Source organism: Streptomyces sp. NPDC092296 (assembly GCF_044755465.1).
In the GTDB taxonomy this organism is placed as follows: Bacteria; Actinomycetota; Actinomycetes; order Streptomycetales; family Streptomycetaceae; genus Peterkaempfera.
On record NZ_JBIVRB010000010.1, the window covers coordinates 58,891 to 78,112 of the forward strand.

General features: G+C 76.3%; 13 protein-coding genes and 1 riboswitch. Of the genes, 5 read left to right on the forward strand and 8 right to left on the reverse strand.

All coding sequences use genetic code 11. The features are described from left to right. Nucleotides 1-4 precede the first annotated feature (4 nt). The 3 genes from ACIQGZ_RS20990 to ACIQGZ_RS21000 all read left to right on the forward strand — a co-directional run bounded on the left by ACIQGZ_RS20990 (nt 5) and on the right by ACIQGZ_RS21000 (nt 3,704). Nucleotides 5-1,249, forward strand: a complete 1,245-nt coding sequence (locus ACIQGZ_RS20990; protein ID WP_402603758.1) for an SPFH domain-containing protein — start codon at nt 5-7, stop codon at nt 1,247-1,249. 335 nt (nt 1,250-1,584) lie between these two features. Then, a complete protein-coding gene (locus ACIQGZ_RS20995) occupies nt 1,585-2,823 on the forward strand; it encodes an alpha/beta hydrolase (protein ID WP_402603760.1) in 1,239 nt (412 codons plus the stop codon). 305 nt (nt 2,824-3,128) lie between these two features. Continuing rightward, a complete protein-coding gene (locus ACIQGZ_RS21000) occupies nt 3,129-3,704 on the forward strand; it encodes a hypothetical protein (RefSeq protein WP_402603762.1) in 576 nt (191 codons plus the stop codon). Nucleotides 3,705-3,712: 8 nt separating this feature from the next. Here ACIQGZ_RS21000 and ACIQGZ_RS21005 read toward each other — a convergent pair whose 3' ends face one another. From ACIQGZ_RS21005 to ACIQGZ_RS21035, 7 genes are all read right to left on the reverse strand, one after another. Next, nucleotides 3,713-5,092, reverse strand: coding sequence for a cobyrinate a,c-diamide synthase (locus ACIQGZ_RS21005; protein ID WP_402603765.1), 1,380 nt, complete (start codon nt 5,090-5,092; stop codon nt 3,713-3,715). Nucleotides 5,093-5,096: 4 nt separating this feature from the next. Beyond that, nucleotides 5,097-5,693 (reverse strand): cob(I)yrinic acid a,c-diamide adenosyltransferase, encoded by a 597-nt coding sequence (gene cobO / locus ACIQGZ_RS21010; RefSeq protein ID WP_402603768.1) that lies wholly within the window; start codon nt 5,691-5,693, stop codon nt 5,097-5,099. 4 nt (nt 5,694-5,697) lie between these two features. Continuing rightward, a complete protein-coding gene (locus ACIQGZ_RS21015) occupies nt 5,698-7,803 on the reverse strand; it encodes a putative cobaltochelatase (protein ID WP_402603770.1) in 2,106 nt (701 codons plus the stop codon). Beyond that, on the reverse strand, nt 7,800-11,501 hold the full coding sequence (gene cobN, locus ACIQGZ_RS21020; RefSeq protein WP_402603772.1) for a cobaltochelatase subunit CobN: 3,702 nt from the start codon (nt 11,499-11,501) through the stop codon (nt 7,800-7,802). The genes ACIQGZ_RS21015 and cobN overlap by 4 nt, the downstream gene beginning before the upstream one ends. A gap of 80 nt (nt 11,502-11,581) precedes the next feature. After that, nucleotides 11,582-13,087, reverse strand: coding sequence for a cobyric acid synthase (locus tag ACIQGZ_RS21025; protein ID WP_402603774.1), 1,506 nt, complete (start codon nt 13,085-13,087; stop codon nt 11,582-11,584). Then, entirely contained in the window at nt 13,084-14,064 is a 981-nt protein-coding gene (locus ACIQGZ_RS21030; RefSeq protein WP_402603777.1) for a cobalamin biosynthesis protein, read from the reverse strand. Before ACIQGZ_RS21030 ends, ACIQGZ_RS21025 begins: the two co-directional genes overlap by 4 nt. Nucleotides 14,065-14,175: 111 nt before the next feature. Then, nucleotides 14,176-14,367: riboswitch (cobalamin riboswitch) on the reverse strand. Nucleotides 14,368-14,617: 250 nt separating this feature from the next. Beyond that, complete coding sequence (locus ACIQGZ_RS21035; protein ID WP_402603780.1) at nt 14,618-14,917, reverse strand: hypothetical protein; 300 nt, start codon at nt 14,915-14,917, stop codon at nt 14,618-14,620. Nucleotides 14,918-15,325: 408 nt separating this feature from the next. Between ACIQGZ_RS21035 and ACIQGZ_RS21040 the strand changes: the two genes are divergently transcribed. Beyond that, nucleotides 15,326-16,381 carry a saccharopine dehydrogenase family protein gene (locus tag ACIQGZ_RS21040; RefSeq protein ID WP_402603783.1) on the forward strand — a complete coding sequence of 352 codons (1,056 nt, stop codon included), beginning with the start codon at nt 15,326-15,328 and terminating at the stop codon, nt 16,379-16,381. A gap of 67 nt (nt 16,382-16,448) precedes the next feature. Here the strand turns inward: ACIQGZ_RS21040 and ACIQGZ_RS21045 are convergent, their stop codons facing one another. Continuing rightward, complete coding sequence (locus ACIQGZ_RS21045; RefSeq protein ID WP_402603786.1) at nt 16,449-17,858, reverse strand: NAD(P)/FAD-dependent oxidoreductase; 1,410 nt, start codon at nt 17,856-17,858, stop codon at nt 16,449-16,451. Nucleotides 17,859-18,093: 235 nt separating this feature from the next. Here ACIQGZ_RS21045 and ACIQGZ_RS21050 point away from each other — a divergent pair, with 235 nt between their 5' ends. Continuing rightward, nucleotides 18,094-19,212, forward strand: coding sequence for an alpha/beta hydrolase family protein (locus ACIQGZ_RS21050; RefSeq protein WP_402603789.1), 1,119 nt, complete (start codon nt 18,094-18,096; stop codon nt 19,210-19,212). Nucleotides 19,213-19,222: the final 10 nt, after the last annotated feature.

The following is a 19,222-nucleotide window of genomic DNA, read 5'->3' on the forward strand; positions in this document are numbered from 1 at the left end:
CCCTATGTTGTTCTGGCATGTTCCCGCCCCCAATGAGGCGATGCTCATCTCCGGCTCCAAGCGGCAGGCCCAGGACACCCAGTTCAGGATCGTCACCGGGCACGGCAGTTTCGTCATGCCGATCAAGCAGAAGGCCCGCATGCTGTCGCTGGCGCTGCGCGAGGCGGAGATCACCGAGGACTGCGTCACCCAGCAGGGCATCCTGCTCAACGTCCGCGCCGTCACGGTGTTCAAGGTCGGCGACGACGTGGTGTCCATCGCCAACGCCGCCCGCCGCTTCCTGTCGGAGCAGAGCCGGATGGAGGAACTGGTCGGCCGCATCTTCGCGGGCCACCTCCGCTCCATCATCGGCGGACTCACCGTCGAGCAGATCATCCGGGAACGCGACCGGGTGGCCCAGGAGGTCAAGGAGGGCAGCCACAGCGAGATGGAGAAGCTGGGCATCGTCGTCGACGCGCTCCAGATCCAGGAGATCGAGGACGCCACCGGCTACATCGAGAACCTGGCGGCCCCGCACGCCGCCGCCGTCGCCAGCCAGGCCCGGATCGCGCGGGCCAGGGCCGACCAGGAGGCCACCGAGCGCGAGCAGCAGGCCGCCGCGCTGAAGGCCGCGTACGAGCGGGACACGGCGATCAAGCGGGCCGGCTTCCTGGCCGAGACCGAGCGGTCCAACGCCCACGCCGCCCAGGCGGGCCCGCTGGCCCAGGCCAGGGCCTCCCAGGAGGTCATCGAGGAGCAGACCGCGCTCGCCGAGCGCCAGGCGTCGCTGGCCGCCCAGCGGCTGGAGGCCGAGGTCAGGCGCCCCGCCGACGCCGAGGCGTACCGGCAGCGCACCCTGGCCGAGGCCGCCCGTGACCGGGCCAAGTTCGAGGCCGACGGTGACGCCTACGCCCAGCGGACCCTCGCCCAGGCCGAGGCGGACGCCAACAACGCCCGCGCCGCCTCGCTGCGGGACGGCAACCAGGAGCTCATCGCGGCCAACCGCATCGTGGAGAACCTCCCCGCCCTCGCCGACGCGGCCGCCCGGGGCATCTCCGGCTCCACGCTGACCGTGCTCAACGGCACCAGCGGCGTCAACGAGGTGGCGGCGGGCCTGGTCGGGCAGGCGATGGCCATCCTCGACGCCCTCAAGAAGACCCCGGCCGTCGGCTCGGGCCAGGCCTACCAGCAGCAGACCCAGAAGCCGGCCGAACAGGAACCCCAGCAACCCCAGGACTCCCAGGACACCCAGGCACCCCAGGACACCTGACCCCCACCCTCCCCAGCCGTGCCCCCCGGTCCACCACCGGGGGGCACGGTGCGCGCAGCGGCGGATTCACGCCGGACCGGAGCGTCCGCGAAATCCCCACGGCTCGCGGGCCCCGCCGTCCGGTACGCCTCGAATGTGCTGGGCCGGCTGAGCGGCCGGGGCGGGCGGTGCGGGAGGGGGCCGAATGTGTGGGGGGTTCACCCATACGGGTGTCTGATTCGGCCCGGTCGGAACCTGTATGGGCCCTGTGACGTCATTATCTCTCGGGTGCTGCGCCGAACCGCTGCGTCGGACGGACGCGCGGGGGCCGCCGCAGCCGGAGAGGCATTCAGGCGATGCAGCTGACAAGCGGGGCGTTCTTCGCGCTCACCGTCGCGACACTGGTGCTGCTCACCGTGCTGGTCATGGCGGTGTGGAATCGGATACCCGGCCCGCGTGCCGCCCGCTACGGGGGCCGGGTGGGGCTGCTGGTGCTCAACCAGGCCGTGGCGGTGCTGGTGGCGCTGATCTGGCTCAACAACACGTACAGCTTCTACGAGAGCTGGGACGACCTGCTCGGCGACAACGGCGGACAGGTCGCCCTGGGCCAGGACGGCGGCCCGAGCGGGCCCCGGGCCACGGCGGCCCTCGCCGGGGTGTCCGCGGCCGGGCATCCGGCGCTCACCTTCACCACCTACCGGCGGGACGTGCTCAGCGCCACGACGGTCGGCCCCCGGTCCCGGCTGCGCGGCGAGCTGTACGTCTGGCTGCCGCCGCAGTACAACCAGCCCGCCTACCGGGCCAAGGCGTTCCCCGTGGTGGAGCTGCTGCCCGGTCAGCCCGGCACGCCCCGGACCTGGTTCGGCACCATGGACGCGGACGAGAAGCTGGCCGGTCTGATCGCCCAGCAGCGGGTCCGCCCGTTCATCCTGGTGGCCGCGACCATGAACTACACCGGCACCACCGACACCGGCTGCGCCGACATCCCGAACGGCCCCAAGGTGGACACCTGGCTGGCCGACGACGTCCCCTGGCTGATCGAACACAGCCTGCGCGCCGCACCCGGGGCACGGCACTGGGCGGTGATGGGCTACTCGGCCGGTGCTTACTGCGCGGTCAACCTGACGGTCAAGCACCCCGCCGTCTTCCACGCCGCCGTCAGCCTCTCCGGCTACAACGCCGCCGAGTCGCCGTTCGTCGTCCGCGATCCCGCGCTGCGCGCCGCCAACAGCCCGCTGGAGCGGCTGCGCAAGATGAATGTCCAACCCGACATCGCGCTGCTGATGGCCGGGAGCCTCCAGGACGGCAACACGGTCGCGGACGGCCGCGCGCTGCTCGCCGTGCTGGCCCGCCCGGCGCACGGCACCACGCTGACGGTGGCCCGTGGCGGCCACAACCTCGCGGTGTGGGAGGCCATGCTGCCCACCGCCTTCCAGTGGCTGACCGCCAACGTCGGGGGCCCGGTCGCCGTACGGCCCGCGACCGCCACCTCACACACCACCACCTCACACACCGCCACCCCCGGTGGGAACGTCCTCCGCCGGCAGATCCACGCCGCCATCCTCCCCAGCCGGACCACGCCACCCGGGTCCTAGCCCGTCACCACCCGGCCGTCGGCGGGGGCGGTGGCGACGGGCTAGGACCCGGTGGTCAACCGCCGGAGGTGCCCCGCACGAGCTGGTCGGCGGCCAGGCTGGTGGTCCGGGCCGTGATGGTCGCGCGCAGCCGGTCGGCGGCGGTGGCGATGCCGGACTTGTCGGCGCGTTGACACCGGATGGACGGCGGACGTACGCGGCAGGAACGGGCCGTCAGCTCCGCCCGGCCGTGCGGCCGTCGGGAGTGTCAGTGGGTCGAGCTAGGGTTCCCGCAATCGACGCCGTATCGACCCAGAGGAACAGCTGTGCTCTCGTCACCTGGCCGCCGGGCCACCCGGTGGACCGCGCCCGCCGTGGTCATCGCCGCGCTGGCCGCGCTCACGGCCTGCTCCTTCGCCGCGCAGGGACCGGCGGCGGGCCCGGCCGACTGCGCTGCGAGCCCCGCCGGCCCGACCTGCGCCCCGGCGGCCCTGGCCCCCACCTCGGCCGCCCCGTCCCCGACCGCCCCCACCTCAGCCGCAGCCGCCCCCGCCTCGGCCACTCCCAGCACGGCCGCCCTCGCCACGGCCGCACCGAGCCCGACCCGCAGTACGGCCGCCGCGAAGCCGAAGCACACCCCGGTCGCCCCGGCGCAGCACAAGCCGGACCCCGGCACCCGGCCCAAGAGCAGCGGCAGCGGCGGCGGCAGCAAGAGCTCCGGCTCGTCCGGCATCGACCAGAACCCCAACAACGGCAAGCATCCCGTCCCCGCGCCGCCCCGGCCCAGCCCCAAGCCGGAGTGGACCCCGTGGCGGCCGGGCCCCGGCGACGTCGTCCCGCAGCCCGCGCCGCCGGTCGAGCCCGACGAGCCGTACACCCCCGACACCGCCCCGGCGGGCTGACCGCCCGGCTAGCGGCCGGGGCGGGCCGCCGCCGCGCGGGCCAGGCGCAGCGGCAGGGTGGGGGCGCCCGCCCAGTGCAGGTGGAGGTAGGAGGCGTGCACCGAGCCGTGGGTGAAGCCGTCGGTGCGGGGGCCGGCCGGGGTGCGCCAGGCCCAGGCGGGCCGGTCGCCCGCGCCCGGTTCGCAGGCCGTGCGGTGGAACTCATGGCCGCGCACCCGGGTCCCCGCCGCCGCCAGCGGGCTGTCGTGCAGCGCCACCGCCTCCCGGTAGCCCAGGGTCAGCCGCTCGGTCATCCGGGCGTCGCCGTCCAGCACCCCGCACATCGGGCGGCCGTCCAGCGTACGCAGCAGATACAGCAGCCCGGCGCACTCCGCCGCGACCGGCGCCCCCGACCCGGCCAGGCCCGCGACCGCCGCCCGCAGCGCGCCGTTGGCGGACAGCTCGCCCGCGTACACCTCCGGGAAGCCGCCGCCGACCACCAGGCCCGCCGTGCGCTCCGGCAGCCGCTCGTCCCGCAGCGGGTCGAACGGGACGACCTCCGCCCCGGCCGCCGCCAGCAGCTCGGCGTGCTCCGCGTACGAGAAGGAGAACGCCGCGCCGGACGCCACCGCGATCCGGGGCCGCCCGGCCACCGGCCCGCCCAGCGCCGCGATCTCGGCCGCCGGGTCCCACGGCCGGTCCGGCAGCGGGGGAGCGGAGCGGGCCAGCGCCAGCACCCCGTCCAGGTCCACCCCGGCGCCGACCAGCGCGCCCATGTCCCGTACCGCCCGGACCGCCGCCTCGTCCCGCTCCACCGCCGGGACCAGGCCCAGGTGCCGGGACGGCGTCGCCACCGCGTCGCTGCGCCGCACCGCACCCAGCACCGGCACGCCGGAGCCCTCCTCCAGCGCCTCGCGCAGCAGCTGCTCATGCCGGTCGGAGGCGACCCGGTTGAGGATCACCCCGCCGATCCGCACCTGCGGGTCCCAGGAGGCGAAGCCGTGCACCAGCGCGGCCACCGACCGGCTCTGCGCCGAGGCGTCCACCACCAGCACCACCGGTGCCCGCAGCACCTTGGCGACCTGCGCGGTGGAGGCCAGCTCGCCGCGCCCCGCCGCGCCGTCGAACAGCCCCATCACGCCCTCGACCACGGCCACGTCCGCCCCGGCCGCGCCGTGCAGCAGCAGCGGCGCGACCTGCTCGGGCCCGCACAGGAAGGCGTCCAGATTCCGCCCCGGGCGGCCGGTGGCCAGGGCGTGGTAGCCCGGGTCGATGTAGTCCGGGCCGACCTTGTGCGGTGAGACGGCCAGGCCCCGGGCGGCCAGCGCCGCCATCAGCCCGGTGGCGACGGTGGTCTTGCCGGAGCCGGAGGAGGGGGCCGCCAGGACCAGCCGGGGGACGGTCAGCACCGGCTCACCACTCGATGCCGCGCTGGCCCTTGCGGCCCTCGTCCATCGGGTGCTTGACCTTGGTCATCTCGGTGACCAGGTCGGCGGCGTTCAGCAGCGGCTGCGGGGCGTACCGGCCGGTGATCACCACATGCTGCGCGCCGGGCCGCTCCCGCAGCACCGAGACGACCTCGTCGGTGTCCACCCAGCCCCAGTGCATCGGGTAGGTGAACTCGTCCAGTACGTACAGCCGGTATGTCTCGGCGGCCAGGTCGCGCTTGACCTGCTCCCAGCCCTCCCGGGCCGCCTCCTCGCTGGTCTCCAGGTCGCGCTGCACCCAGGACCAGCCCTCGCCCATCTTGTGCCAGCTGACCGGGCCGCCCTCGCCGGAGGCGCCGAGCACGCGCAGGGCGCGCTCCTCGCCCACCTTCCACTTGGCGGACTTGACGAACTGGAACACCCCGATCGGCCAGCCCTGGTTCCAGCCGCGCAGCGCCAGGCCGAACGCGGCGGTGGACTTGCCCTTGCCGGGGCCGGTGTGCACGGCGAGCACCGGCTGATTGCGGCGCTGACGGGTCGTCAGGCCGTCGTCGGGTACGGTGGTCGGCTGTCCCTGCGGCATGGCGTTACGCGGCCTTCCTGCTCGAAGCGGCCGGATGCCCGGCCCGGGTGTCGCGGACCAGCGCGGCCACGCCCTCGGCCCGCAGCTCCTCCAGCGTGACGGCGGGCCCGCCCAGGTCGGCGGCGAGCGAGGCCGCCAGGCCGAGCCGCACCGGGCCGGACTCGCAGTCCAGCACCACGGCGGCGATGCCCTGCGCGGCCAGCAGCCCGGCCGCCCGGCGGGCGTCGCCCAGCGGGTCCTTGCCGCCGGTGGCCCGGCCGTCGGTCACCACCACCAGCAGCGGCCGGCGGTGCGGATCGCGCAGCCGCTCCAGCCGCAGCACCTCATGGGCGCGCAGCAGCCCGGCGGCCAGCGGGGTCCGGCCGCCGGTGGGCAGCCGCTCCAGCCGGGCCGCGCCGACCTCCACCGAGGACGTCGGCGGCAGCGCCAGCTCGGCGCCGGAGCCCCGGAAGGTGACCAGGCCGACCTTGTCCCGGCGCTGGTAGGCATCCATCAGCAGCGACAGCACCGCGCCCTTGACGGCGGTCATCCGCTGCCGGGCCGCCATCGACCCGGAGGCGTCCACCACGAAGAGCACGAGGTTGGACTCATGCCCCTCCAGCACCTTCTCCCGGAAGTCGTCCCGGCGCAGCACCAGCGCCCGGCCGCTGCGGCCCCGGTCCCGCTGGTGGGGCGCCGCCGCCTGCACGGTGGCGGCCAGGTGCAGCCGCCCCAGCGCCCCGGCGGGCCGCCGGGCCCGCACGGTGTGCCCGCCGTCGGTCTCGGCGCGGGAGCGGCGGCCCTGGGTGCCCCGGCCGAGGCCGGGCACCTTCAGCACCCGGGTCCGGTACGGCTCCCCGGCGGCCACCGGCGCCGCCTCCTGCGGCGCCCGGCCGGGGCCCTGGGCGCCCTCGGTGCCCTCGCCGCCCGCAGCGGGGGCCTGGGCCGGGCCGTCGGCGGGGGAGTCGGCGGAGTCGCCCGGTCCGCCGTCCTGCGGTGCGCCGTCCTGACCGCCGCCACCCCCGCCGCCACCCCCGCCGCCGTCAGGGCCCCCGTCCGGGCCGTCGGGGTTGTCCGGGCCGTCGGGGTCCGGCTGGTCGTCCGAGTCGTCCGGCCCGGCGTACTGCTGGAGCGTCTCGTCCAGCTTCTCGTCGTCCAGACCGGGCGCGTCGAACGGGTTGCGCCGCCGCCGGTGCGGCAGCGCCAGCTGCGCCGCGGTACGGACATCCTCCGCGATCACCCGGGTGCGGCCCGCCCAGGCGGCCAGCGCCACGGCGGTACGGGCCATCACGATGTCGGCCCGCAGCCCGTCCACCTCGAACGCCGCGCAGACGGCGGTGATCTGGCGCAGCGCCGCGTCCGAGAGCACCACCTCCGGCAGCAGCGCTCGGGCGGCGGCGATCCGGTCCGCGAGCGCCCGCTCGTCGTCGGCCCAGCGCGCGGCGAAGCCCGCCGGGTCGGCGTCGTACGCCAGCCGCCGCCGCACCACCTCGGCCCGGGGCTCCGGCTCCCGGGTGGCGGCGATCTCCACCGTCAGCCCGAACCGGTCGAGCAGCTGCGGCCGCAGCTCGCCCTCTTCCGGGTTCATGGTGCCGACCAGCAGGAAGCGGGCGGCGTGCCGTACCGAGACGCCCTCCCGCTCCACGTACGAGCGGCCCATCGCGGCGGCGTCCAGCAGCAGGTCGACCAGGTGGTCGTGGAGCAGGTTGACCTCGTCGATGTAGAGCACGCCCCGGTGCGCCCGCGCCAGCAGGCCCGGCTCATACGCCTTGACGCCCTCGGACAGCGCCCGCTCCAGGTCCAGCGACCCGACGATGCGGTCCTCGGAGACGCCCACCGGCAGCTCCACCAGGTTGGCCGGCCGCTCCTCGGCGGCGGTGGCGGTCCGGTGCGGCCCGTCCGGGCAGTGCGGGTCGGGCGCGGCCGGGTCGCAGGCGAACCGGCAGCCCGCCACCACGTCGATCGACGGCAGCAGCGAGGCCAGCGCCCGCACCGCCGTCGACTTGGCGGTGCCCTTCTCGCCGCGCACCAGCACCCCGCCCACGGCCGGGCTCACCGCGTTGAGCAGCAGCGCCAGCCGCAGGTCGTCCATGCCGACGATCGCGGTGAACGGATACCTCGCGTCGCTCATCGGTCCTCACCCTCCAGGTCGCCTTCGAGTTCGAGGTAGGTCCGGCGCAGCCGGTCCAGGGTCTCCTGGTCCGGCTCGGCCCACAGCTGCCGGTCGGCGGCCTCCAGCAGGCGTTCGGTGATGCCGCGCAGCGCCCACGGGTTGGACTTGCGCATGAACTCCTGGTTGGTGGGGTCGAAGACGTACTCCGAGGCGAGCTTCTCGTACATCCAGTCGTCCACCACGCCCGCCGTGGCGTCATAGCCGAACAGGTAGTCGACCGTGGCGGCCATCTCGAAGGCGCCCTTGTAGCCGTGCCGGCGCATCGCCGCCATCCAGCGCGGATTGACCACCCGGGCCCGGAAGACCCGGTGGGTCTCCTCGCCCAGGGTGCGGGTCTTCACCTGGTCGGGCAGCGCGCTGTCCCCGACGTACGCCTCCGGGGAGGCGCCGGTCAGATGCCGCACCATGGCCACCATGCCGCCGTGGTACTGGAAGTAGTCGTCGGCGTCGACCAGGTCGTGTTCGCGGGTGTCGACGTTCTTCGCCGCCACCGAGATCCGCCGGAACGCCTGCTCCATGTCGCCGCGCGCCGCCCGGCCGTCCAGCCCGCGCCCGTAGGCGTAGCCGCCCCAGACCGCGTACACCTCGGCCAGGTCGGCGTCCGAGCGCCAGTTGCGGGCGTCGATCAGCGGCAGCAGGCCCGCGCCGTAGGCGCCCGGCTTGGAGCCGAAGATCCGGGCGGTGGCCCGGCGCCGGTCGCCGTGCTCGGCGGTGTCCTCGTCGGCGTGGGCGCGGACGAAGTTGCGGTCGGCGGGCTCGTCCAGCTCGGCCACCGCCCGTACCGCGTCGTCCACCAGCGCCACCACATGCGGGAAGGCGTCCCGGAAGAAGCCGGAGATCCGCACCGTGACGTCGACGCGCGGCCGGCCCAGCTCCGCGAGCGGGACGACCTCGAAGCCGGTCACCCGGCGGGAGGCGTCGTCCCAGAGCGGCCGGCAGCCGAGCAGCGCCAGGATCTCCGCGATGTCGTCGCCCTGGGTGCGCATGCAGGAGGTGCCCCAGACCGTCAGGCCGACTGACTTCGGGTAGTCGCCGGTGTCCTGCACATACCGGGCCACCAGCGAGTCGGCCAGCGCCTGGCCGACCTCCCAGGAGAGCCGGGACGGGATGGCCTTGGGGTCCACCGAGTAGAAGTTGCGGCCGGTCGGCAGCACATTGACCAGCCCTCGGGTGGGCGAGCCGGAGGGGCCGGCCGGGACGTAGCCGCCGCGCAGCGCCCGCAGGATGTGCGCGATCTCGTCGGTGGTCCGCTCCAGCCGGGGCACCACCTCCTCGGCGGCGAACTCCAGCACCCGCACCGCGTCCGGTACGTCGCGGCCCAGCACCCCGGCCACCAGACCGGCCGCCGCCGAGGCCGGCCAGCCGCGCTCCTCCATGCCCTCCGCGAGGCGCCGGCAGAGCAGCTCCAGCAGGTCCACCGCGTCGGAGGCGGTCCGCGCCGGGCCGTCCAGCAGCGCCGTCAGCTCGGCCGGGACCTTCACCGCCGCGCCGGGTTCGGCCAGCAGCTCCTTCTCCACCAGGCCGAACTCCGCCGCCAGCGCCGCCCGCAGCCCCGGCAGCGCATCCGCCTTGCCGCCCCACACCTGGGCGGAGCGCAGCACCGCCAGCACCAGGTTGACCCGGGCCGCGCCGACCGGGCCGCCGCCCAGGATGTGCAGTCCGTCGCGGATCTGCACGTCCTTGATCTCGCACAGGTAGCCGTCGATGTGCATCACGAACTCGTCGAACGCGGCGTCGTCCGGCTGCTCGTCCACGTGCAGGTCGTGGTGCAGTTCGGCGGCCTTGACCAGCGTCCAGATCTGCGCCCGCACCGCCGGGGCCTTCGCCGGGTCCAGATCGCTGATCAGCGCGTACTCATCGAGCAGCTGCTCCAGCTTGGCCAGGTCGCCATAGCTGTCGGCGCGGGCCATCGGTGGCACCAGGTGGTCGACCACGGTGGCGTGGCCGCGCCGCTTGGCCTGGGTGCCCTCGCCGGGGTCGTTGACGATGAACGGGTAGATCAGCGGCAGCTCGCCCAGCACCGCGTCCGGCGCGCAGCCGGCCGACAGGCCCAGCCCCTTGCCGGGCAGCCACTCCATGGTGCCGTGCTTGCCCAGGTGGACGACGGCGTCGGCGCCGAAGGAGTGGTCCAGCCAGCGGTAGGCGGCCAGGTAGTGGTGCGAGGGCGGCAGGTCGGGGTCGTGGTAGATGGCGATCGGGTTCTCACCGAAGCCGCGCGGCGGCTGGATCATCACCACCACGTTGCCGAACCGCAGCGAGGCGAGCACGATCTCCTCGCCGTCCACGTACAGGGTGCCCGGCGGCTCCCCCCAGTGCTCGCGGATGGACTCCCGCAGGCCGGGCTCCAGCGCCTCGAACCACTGCCGGTAGTCGGCCAGCGGCACCCGCGCCGGGGCGGCCCGCAACTGCTCCTCGGTCAGCCACTCCACATCGTGGCCGCCGGCCGCGATCAGCCGGTGGATCAGCTCGTCGCCGTCCTCGGGGAAGTCACCGGTCCGGTAGCCGGCCGCCCGCAGCGCCTGGAGCAGCGCGACGGCGGAGGCGGGGGTGTCCAGGCCGACCGCGTTGCCGACCCGGGAGTGCTTGGTCGGGTACGCGGTGAACATCAGGCAGACCCGCTGCTCGGCGCGGGACTTGTGCTTCAGCGCGGCGTAGCGGTACGCGATCCCGGCCAGCCGGGCGGCCCGCTCCGGGTCCGCGACATAGCAGAACACCCCGTCGGCGTCGGCCTCCTTGAAGGAGAACGGCACGCCGATGATCCGCCCGTCGAACTCCGGGATCGCCACCTGCATCGCCGCGTCCATCGGGGAGAGCGCCGCGTCCGACTCCGCCCAGGCGGCCCGGCTGCCGGTCAGGCAGAGGCCCTGGATCACCGGTACGTCCAGCTCGGCCAGCGCGCCGACGTCCCACGCCTCGTCCTCGCCGCCCGCCGACGCCTCGGCCGCCACCGTGCCGCCCGCCGCCAGCACCGTCGCCACGACCGCGTCGCAGCCGCCCAGCAGCTCGTACAGCCCGGGGTCGGCGCCGCGCAGCGAGCCGCAGAAGACCGGCAGCGCATTGCCGCCCCTGGCCTCCACCGCGTCGCAGAGCACATCCACGAAGCCGGTGTTGCCGGAGAGCTCGTGCGCCCGGTAGAAGAGCACACCCACCGTCGGGCGCCCCTCCCGCCGCTCGCGCGCCCCGTGCACGCCGAACTGCGCCATGGGCTGCGGCGGCGCGAAGCCCTCCCCGGTCAGCAGCACCGTGTCGGAGAGGAACCGGGCCAGCTCCCCGAGGTTGCCCGGCCCGCCCTCCACCAGGTACGCCAGCGACTCGGCGACCACACCGGCCGGCACCGAGGACATGGCCATCAGCTCCGCGTCGGGCACCGACTCGCCGCCCAGCAGCACGGTCGGCACCCCCGAGGCGGCGAGGGCGGCCAGCCCGTCCTCCCAGGCGCGGCGGCCGCCGAGCAGCCGCACCACGGCCACGTCGGCGCCGTCCAGCAGCGCGGGCAGCTCGGTGGCTGCGTCGACCCGGGTGGGGTTGCCGATCCGGTACGGGGCGCCGGAGGCGCGGGCCGCCAGCAGGTCGGTGTCGGCGGTGGACAGCAGCAGCACGGTGGCCCGGCTGGTCACCGCCTCGGCGGGGTCGGTCGGCAGGGTGGCGCCGGGCATGGGGGTCTCTCCTGGATTCGGTCGGCCGGGGCTCGGCTCACGGGGGGTGCGGTCGGGCGTGGGATGGCGGTCGGGGCGGGTCACGGTGCGCCCGGGGGCGTGAACGGCGGGCCCTGGGCGGGCACGCCGTCCTCGATCAGCCGCCAGAGCGCGGCGGTGTCGGCGTGCTGTTCGATCAGGTCGCCCAGCCGGTCGAGGCGCTGCTCGCGGGCGGCGGCGAAGCTGCTGTCCGGTGCGGCGGTGAAGTCGCGTCCGGCGAGCCGGGCGACCTCGGTCAGGAAGGCGCGGCGGAAGCCGTCGTTCTCCAGCGCGCCGTGCCAGGTGGTGCCCCAGACGGCGCCGCTGCGGCAGCCGTCCAGAAACGGTTCGCCGCCCTCCACCGCGACCACGCCGTGGTGGATCTCGTACGCCTCCACCCGCTCGCCGTACGCCTGGCCGACCGGGCGGCCGAGGGTCTTCTCCCGGGCGAACTCCACCCGGACCGGCAGCAGCCCGAGGCCGGGCACCTCACCGGCCCGCGACTCCACCCGGTCGACGATCAGCCGGGAGAGCATCTGGAAGCCGCCGCACACCCCCAGCACCGGCCGCCCGTCGGCGGCCCGCCGGGTGATCGCGTCGGCCAGGCCGCGTTCGCGCAGCCAGGCCAGGTCGGCCACGGTGGCCCGGGTGCCGGGCAGCACCACCAGGTCGGCGTCCGCGATCTCCTCCGGCCGCGACGCCCAGCGGACCAGCACTCCCGGCTCCTGCGCCAGCGCGTCCAGGTCGGTGAAGTTGGACAGCCTCGGCAGCCGCACCACCGCGACCCGCAGCACCTCGGCGCCGTACGGGGCGGCCACCCCCTCGCCGCCCCGGTCCACGGCGGTGGCCAGGTCGAGGGAGTCCTCCGCGTCCAGCCAGAGCCCGGAGAGCATCGGCAGCACCCCCATGACCGGACGGGACGTCAGCTTCTCCAGCATGTCCAGCCCGGGTTGCAGCAGCCGGACGTCGCCACGGAACTTGTTGACCAGCCAGCCCGCCACATGCCGCTGGTCCTCGGCGTCCAGCAGCGCCAGCGTCCCGTACATCGAGGCGAAGACCCCGCCCCGGTCGATGTCCCCGACCACCACCACCGGCAGTGCGGCGGCCGTGGCCAGGCCCATGTTGGCGATGTCCCGGTCGCGCAAGTTGATCTCGGCGGGGGAGCCGGCGCCCTCGCAGACCACCACGTCGAAGCGGTGCCGCAGCTCGGCCAGGCACTCCAGGGCCCGCGCCAGCAGCAGCGGCTTGCGCTCCCGGTAGTCCAGCGCGCCGACCTCGGCCACCGGGCGGCCCAGCAGCACCACCTGGCTGCGTCCGTCGCCGCCCGGCTTGAGCAGCACCGGGTTCATCGCCGCCTCGGGCGCCACCCGGGCGGCGGCCGCCTGCATCGCCTGGGCGCGGCCGATCTCGGCGCCGTCGGCGGTGACCATCGAGTTCAGCGACATGTTCTGCGCCTTGAACGGCGCCACCCTGACGCCCTGCCGGGCCAGCCAGCGGCAGATCCCGGCGGTGACCACGCTCTTGCCCGCGTCCGAGGTGGTCCCCGCCACCAGCAGCGCCCCGCTCATCGGCCCGCCCTCCGGCTGCGCAGCCGGCCGGCCGCCCACCGCGCGGTGACGGTGGCGCCCAGCGCCAGCAGCCCCACCCGGCGGGACAGCAGGCACGCCCGCTCGATGTCCGCGACCTGGACCGGCCGCAGTTCCGCGCCCAGCACCGGGCGGTGCTCCACCCGGCTGCCGTACGCCAGTGTCCCGCCCAGCCGCACGCCCAGCGCCCCCGCGAACGCCGACTCGGCCTGCCCGGCGTTGGGGCTGGGGTGCGCCGAGCCGTCCCGCCGCCACACCCGCCAGGCCCGGCCCGGCTCGGGCGCGGCGGCGACGGTCAGCAGCGCGGTCAGCCGGGCGCCGGGCCAGCCCGCCACGTCGTCCAGCCGGGCGGCGGCCCAGCCGAAGCGGCGGTGGCGCGGGGTGCGGTGGCCGACCATGGCGTCCAGGGTGTTGACCGCGCGGAAGGCCAGCAGCCCGGGGGTACCGGCCAGGGCGCCCCAGGTCAGCGCGTTGACCACCGCGTCGGCGGTGTTCTCCGCGACGGACTCCACCACGGCGCGGGCCAGCTGCGGGCCGTCCAGGTGCTGCGGGTCGCGCCCGCACAGATGCGGCAGCCGGGCGCGGGCCGCGGCCAGGTCGCCCGTCTCCAGCGCGGCGGCGATGGTGCGTGCCTCGCGGGACAGCGAGGTGCCGCCGAGCACCGTCCAGACGGCGCCCGCCGCCAGCAGCGCCCGCGCCGGGGCCCGGTGGCCGAGCGTCCGTTCGGCGGCGACCGCGCCGACCGCGACGGCGCCCACGCACAGGGCGGTGTGGACGGCGCCGGCGGCCCGGTGGTCGCGCCACAGGCGGCGCTCCAGCGCGGCGGCGGCGGTGCCGAAGGCGGCCACCGGGTGGCCGCGCCGGGGGTCGGCGAGCAGGGCGTCGACGGCGTACCCGGCGACCGCACCGACGGCGAAGGCGGTGGGCCCGGGTACGGCGCGCGCAACCGGCGTGCGCACGCCGGTCAGCCGCTGCGGCGGGTGGACGGGTGGGGGCGGGACGGCCCCGAGGGTCGGTCGGGTACCCGGGCAGCCTGCATCGCGCGTGTCCTCACTCAGGGTCCGCGCCCTGGATCGACGAGCCGGCGGCGAGAGTCTCCTGGCTTCCGGATCGGCACACCCCCGGGCCTTCCAGCGGCCGGTTCGCGGCTGCCGTGGCCATGGTTCGAGGGTGCTCCCCGGTGACAGTGGCGGGACCGCGCCGGATTCGCACCGGCTTCCTCTCCATGCCTCCGTACTGGCCCGAAGATCCCACCACGCGCCCGGTCGCAGCGTCAACACGGTGCGGGGAGGGTTCGGTCACACTCCACCCCTGCGACCTGCGGCTCTGCCGGATGTGGCGGTCTGCGGTCGGGTGGGCGGGGGTGGTCGGGTGGGTGGGTCGTGGGGTCAGGCGGCTGTCTCGGCGCGGTGCGGGGGCCGTCCGGCGGTGGCGTGGGGCAGGCGGTGTACGGCCGGATGCGGGGGCCTGCGGTCGGGCGGGCGGGGGTGGTCGGGTGGGTGGGTCGTGGAGTCAGGCGGCCGTCTCGGCGCGGTGCCGGGGCCGCCCGGCGGTGGCGCGGGACAGGCGGTGTACGGCCAGATCGGCGGGCGCGGCGGGCCGGGCGGGGGCGGGCAGGGCGGTGGTGCCCGGGGCTGCTTCGGCCGGGGCGGCGGCCAGGCGGACCAGCCCCACCGCTCTGCCGAGCGGTTGCGCGGCGGCCCCCGGCAGCTCGTCCGCAGGCGGCGCGAACGCCCGGTCCTCCAGCCAGGACATCCCGAGCAGTAGCAGGAGCAGCAGCGGGGGGACCAGCAGGCCGACAAGCACGATCATGACTACCGCCTGGGTTCGGGCACGGAAGCGGCGGCAGCAGCGCTGCCCCGCCACGGGACGCCGGCCGCCGGGAAGCCTCACCCCGCACCGCGGCCTTCTCTGCGGCTTGCCGCCCTCGCCGCTCGCAAACGCCCCCCGGCCTGCCAAGCCCCGCAGCCCGCCAAGCCCCCCCGGCCCGCCAAGCCCCCCCGGCCCGCCAAGCCCCCCCGGCCCGCCAAGCCCCCCCGGCCCGCCAAGCCCCGCAGCCCGCCAATCCCCCCGGCCCGCCAAGCCTCCCAGCCCGCCAAGGCCCCCGGCCCGCGAAGACCCCGGCCCCGCGAACGCCCCCGCCCCGCGCACCCGCCGGTCGGCCGTGCGCCGGGAGTGCTCCCCTGGCCCGGTGGCGGGCGGCCCGGCATGCTGAGCGCCATGGACACGACGTGGATGCTGTACGGGGCCAACGGCTACACCGGCCGGCTGATCGCACACCTCGCCGTCGAACGCGGCCACCGCCCGCTGCTGGCCGGCCGGTCGGCGGCCCCGGTCGCCGCCCTCGCCGCAGAGCTGGGCCTGGAGCACCGGGTCTTCGACCTCACCGACGCCGCCGCCGTCCGCACCGCGCTGGCCGGGGTCGGCGCGGTCGCGCACTGCGCGGGGCCGTTCTCCGCCACCGCCGTGCCGCTGGCCGAAGCCTGCCTGGCCACCGGCACCCACTACCTGGACATCACCGGTGAGATCGACGTCTTCGAGCAACTGCACGCCCGGGACGGCGACGCCCGCGCGGCCGGGGTGGTGCTGCTGCCCGGGGCCGGCTTCGACGTGGTGCCCACCGACTGCCTGGCCGCCATGGTCGCCGCCGAGGTCCCCGGCGCCGACCGGCTCGACCTGGCCGTGCTGCCCGGCCGCGGCCTCAGCCCCGGCACCGCCAGGACCGTGCTGGAGGGCCTGGCGCTCGGCGGCCGGGCCCGGGTCGGCGGCCGGATCGTCCCGGTGCCGCCCGGTTGGCGCAGCGTACGGGCGGACTTCCCCTCCGGGCCGCGTACCGTCCACTCCATCCCCTGGGGCGATGTCGCCACCGCCCACCACTCCACCGGCATCCCCGGCACCACCACCTACGCCGCGCTGCCCGCCGCCGCCCGCCGCGCCCAGAGCCTGGCCGCCCCGCTGCTGCGCCGCCCCGCCGTGCGGCGCGCGGCCGGGCTGCTGGCGGACCGGCTGCTGCCCGGCCCGGACCGCGCCCACCGGGCCCGCTCCCGCGCCGAGGTCTGGGCCCGCGCCTCCGCCCCCTCCGGCGAGGCGGCCACCGCCGCCCTGAGCTGCCCGGACCCGTACGACCTCACGGCCGACAGCGTGCTGCGCGCCGTCACCCTGCTGCTGGCCGCCGACCTCCCGCCGGGCACCCACACCCCGTCCACCGCCTTCGGCGCCGACTTCGTCACCACCCTGGACGGGGTCAAGCTCACCGGCCCCACCCCGACCCCCTGAAGCACCGACCCCCTGAGGCACCGGGCCCCTGAAGCGCCGACCCCCTGAAGCACCGGGCCCCGGGCCCTCAGTGGCGGCCGGAGATCAGGTCGGCGACCCGGGCCAGCGGCGAGGTGGTGGCGCGGCCCCGGGACTCCTGGCGGTCGGCCGCGTGGTACGCCGCGTACAGGCCGTGGACGCCCAGCCAGCGCAGCGGCTCCACCTCCCAGCGGCGCACGGTGTGGCCGACCCACGGCAGCGCGGTCAGCTCGGTGCGCTCACCGAGCACCAGGTCGCGCAGGGTCCGCCCGGCCAGGTTGGTGGTGGTCACCCCGCTGCCGACATAGCCGCCGGCCCAGCCCAGGCCGGAGGCCCGGTCCAGCTCCACGGTGGAGCACCAGTCGCGCGGCACCCCCAGCACCCCGGCCCACGCCTGCTCGATCCGCGCCCCGGCGGCGGCCGGGAAGAACCGGGCCAGGATCTCCCGCAGCTGCCGCACCGTCCGCTGCTGGGTGCCGCCGTCGGCGTCGGTCCCCGAGCCGAACCGGTACGGCACCCCCCGGCCGCCCAGCGCGATCCGGTCGTCGGCGGTGCGCTGCGCGTACATGTACGCATGGGCGAAGTCGCCCAGCGTCTCCCGGCCCGCCCAGCCCACCTCGGCCCAGAACGCGGCGGGCAGCGGCTCGGTGACGACCATGGCGGAGTTCATCGGCAGCCAGGTGCGCTTCTCGCCGCGCAACTGCGCGGTGAACCCCTCGGTGGCCCGCAGCACGAACTCGGCCGACACCTCCCCGTATGGGGTGACCGCCCGCGCCGGGCCGCCCGCACCGGCCGGCCGGATCTCCGTCACCGGCGTCGACTCATGGATGCGCACCCCCATCGCCTCCACCACCCGGGCCAGCCCCCGGACCAGCTTGGCGGGCTGGACCCGGGCGCCGTGCGGCGTCCAGGTGCCGCCCAGCGCCCCCGCCACCCGGACCCGCTCCGCCGCCTGCTCGGCCGACAGCAGCTCCCGGTCGCTCTCCCCGAAGGCGTGCTCCTCGGCCACGAAGGACTCCAGCCGGGCCAGCTGCGCCGGGGTCCGGGCCACCTCCAGCACGCCGCCCTCGGCCACGTCCGCGTCGATGCCCTCGGCGGCGGCCACCCGGACCACCTCCCGCACCGCGCCGTTCATCGCCCGCTGCATCGCCTGGGCCGGCTCCCGCCCGTACCGGGCGGCGAACGCGCCGCGCCCGGCGAAGCCGTTGTACAGCCAGCCGCCGTTGCGCCCCGACGCGCCGTAGCCGCAGAAGCGGCGCTCCAGCAGCACCACCCGCAGCCCGGGGTCGGCCTGCTTCAGGTAGTACGCCGCCCACAGCCCGGTGAAGCCGCCGCCGACGATGCAGACGTCCGCCTCGGCCGGGCCGGGCAGCGCCGGGCGGGGCTCCGGCAGTCCGATCGAGGAGTACCAGAAGGACACCCCGCCGTTGCGGAGCGGGGCGGTGCCGGAGGGGGTCACGGGAAACCTGCCTTGAGCTGCGGTCACGGGTCGGGGTCGTGCCCGGAGGCTATGCCAGGGCCGCCGATCGGACAACGGACACCCTGTAAGGCGGCCGACGGCGCGCCCTACACCCCGTCGGCCCGACCCACCCGCCCGACTCACCCGCCCGACTCACCCGTCCGCCCGCGCACCGATGGCCGGGGCCCCGGGCGGGTAGTGGACTGGACAGAGGACGCGAGAGCGGGGAGCGGATATGCGATGGGGAACCGTGGCGGCCGTCGCCGCCGCCTCAGCGGTGGGAGCGGGCGCCGCCGCGCTGCTCGCCGGGCGCGCGGTGTCCGAGATAGCGGTACGGCCGCGCCGCCCGGGGCCGGCGTCGGTCGGCGGCCTGCGGGTGCACTCCACCGCGGCCGGCCGGGTGGCGCTCACCCGTACGCCGCAGGCGGCCAGGCGCGGCACCTACGCCCTGGAGTGGGACGGCGACGGGCACGCGGTGGTCGGTGACGTGCTGGAGACCACCTCGCAGACCGTCGTCCGCCGACTGGACCGGGTCGACGGCGTCCCGCCGGCCGTCGGCACCAAGGTCCGGCTGACCCCCCGGGTGCTGACCGGCGACCCGCTCTCGGCGCTCGGCCTGGACTACGCCGACACCTGGGTGCGCGGCGAACTCGGCCCGATGCCCGCCTGGTACGTCCCCGGAGTGCGCGACCTCTGGGTGATCGCCGTGCACGGCCTGGGCGCCGACCGGCAGCAGGTGCTGCCGCTGCTGCCGCTGCTGCACGGGTTCAGTCTGCCGGTGCTCGCCGTCTCCTACCGCAACGACGACGGCGCCCCGCCCTCCCCGGACGGCATCGGCCACTTCGGCCAGACCGAGTGGCGCGATGTCGAGGCCGCCATCGGGCTGGCGCTGGACAGCGGCGCCCGCCACCTGGTGCTGTACGGCTGGTCGCTCGGCGCCACCATGGCCCTCCAGGCGGCCGCCCGCTCCTCCTGGCGCGATGCCGTACGCGGCTTGGTCCTGGACTCCCCGATCCTCGACTGGCACACCACCGTCCGCCGCCAGGCCACCCGCCGGGGCGTGCCCGCCGCGCTGGCCGAGCTGGGCGCCCGCGCCGCCGAGGGGCGGGCCGGGGTCGACCTGGACAGCCTGGACCGGCTGGCCAGGGGCGACGGCCTGCACGTGCCCACCCTGCTGCTGCACGGCCCCGGCGACACCGTGGCGCCCTGGCGGACCTCGCAGCGGCTGGCCGAGCGGTACGAGGACCTGGTGACCCTGCACACCGTCCAGGGCGCCGAGCACGCCGCCATGTGGAACGCCGACCCGGACGGCTACGAGGAGGCCCTGCGCCGCTTCCTCACCCCGCTGGTGTGACGCACCCGGT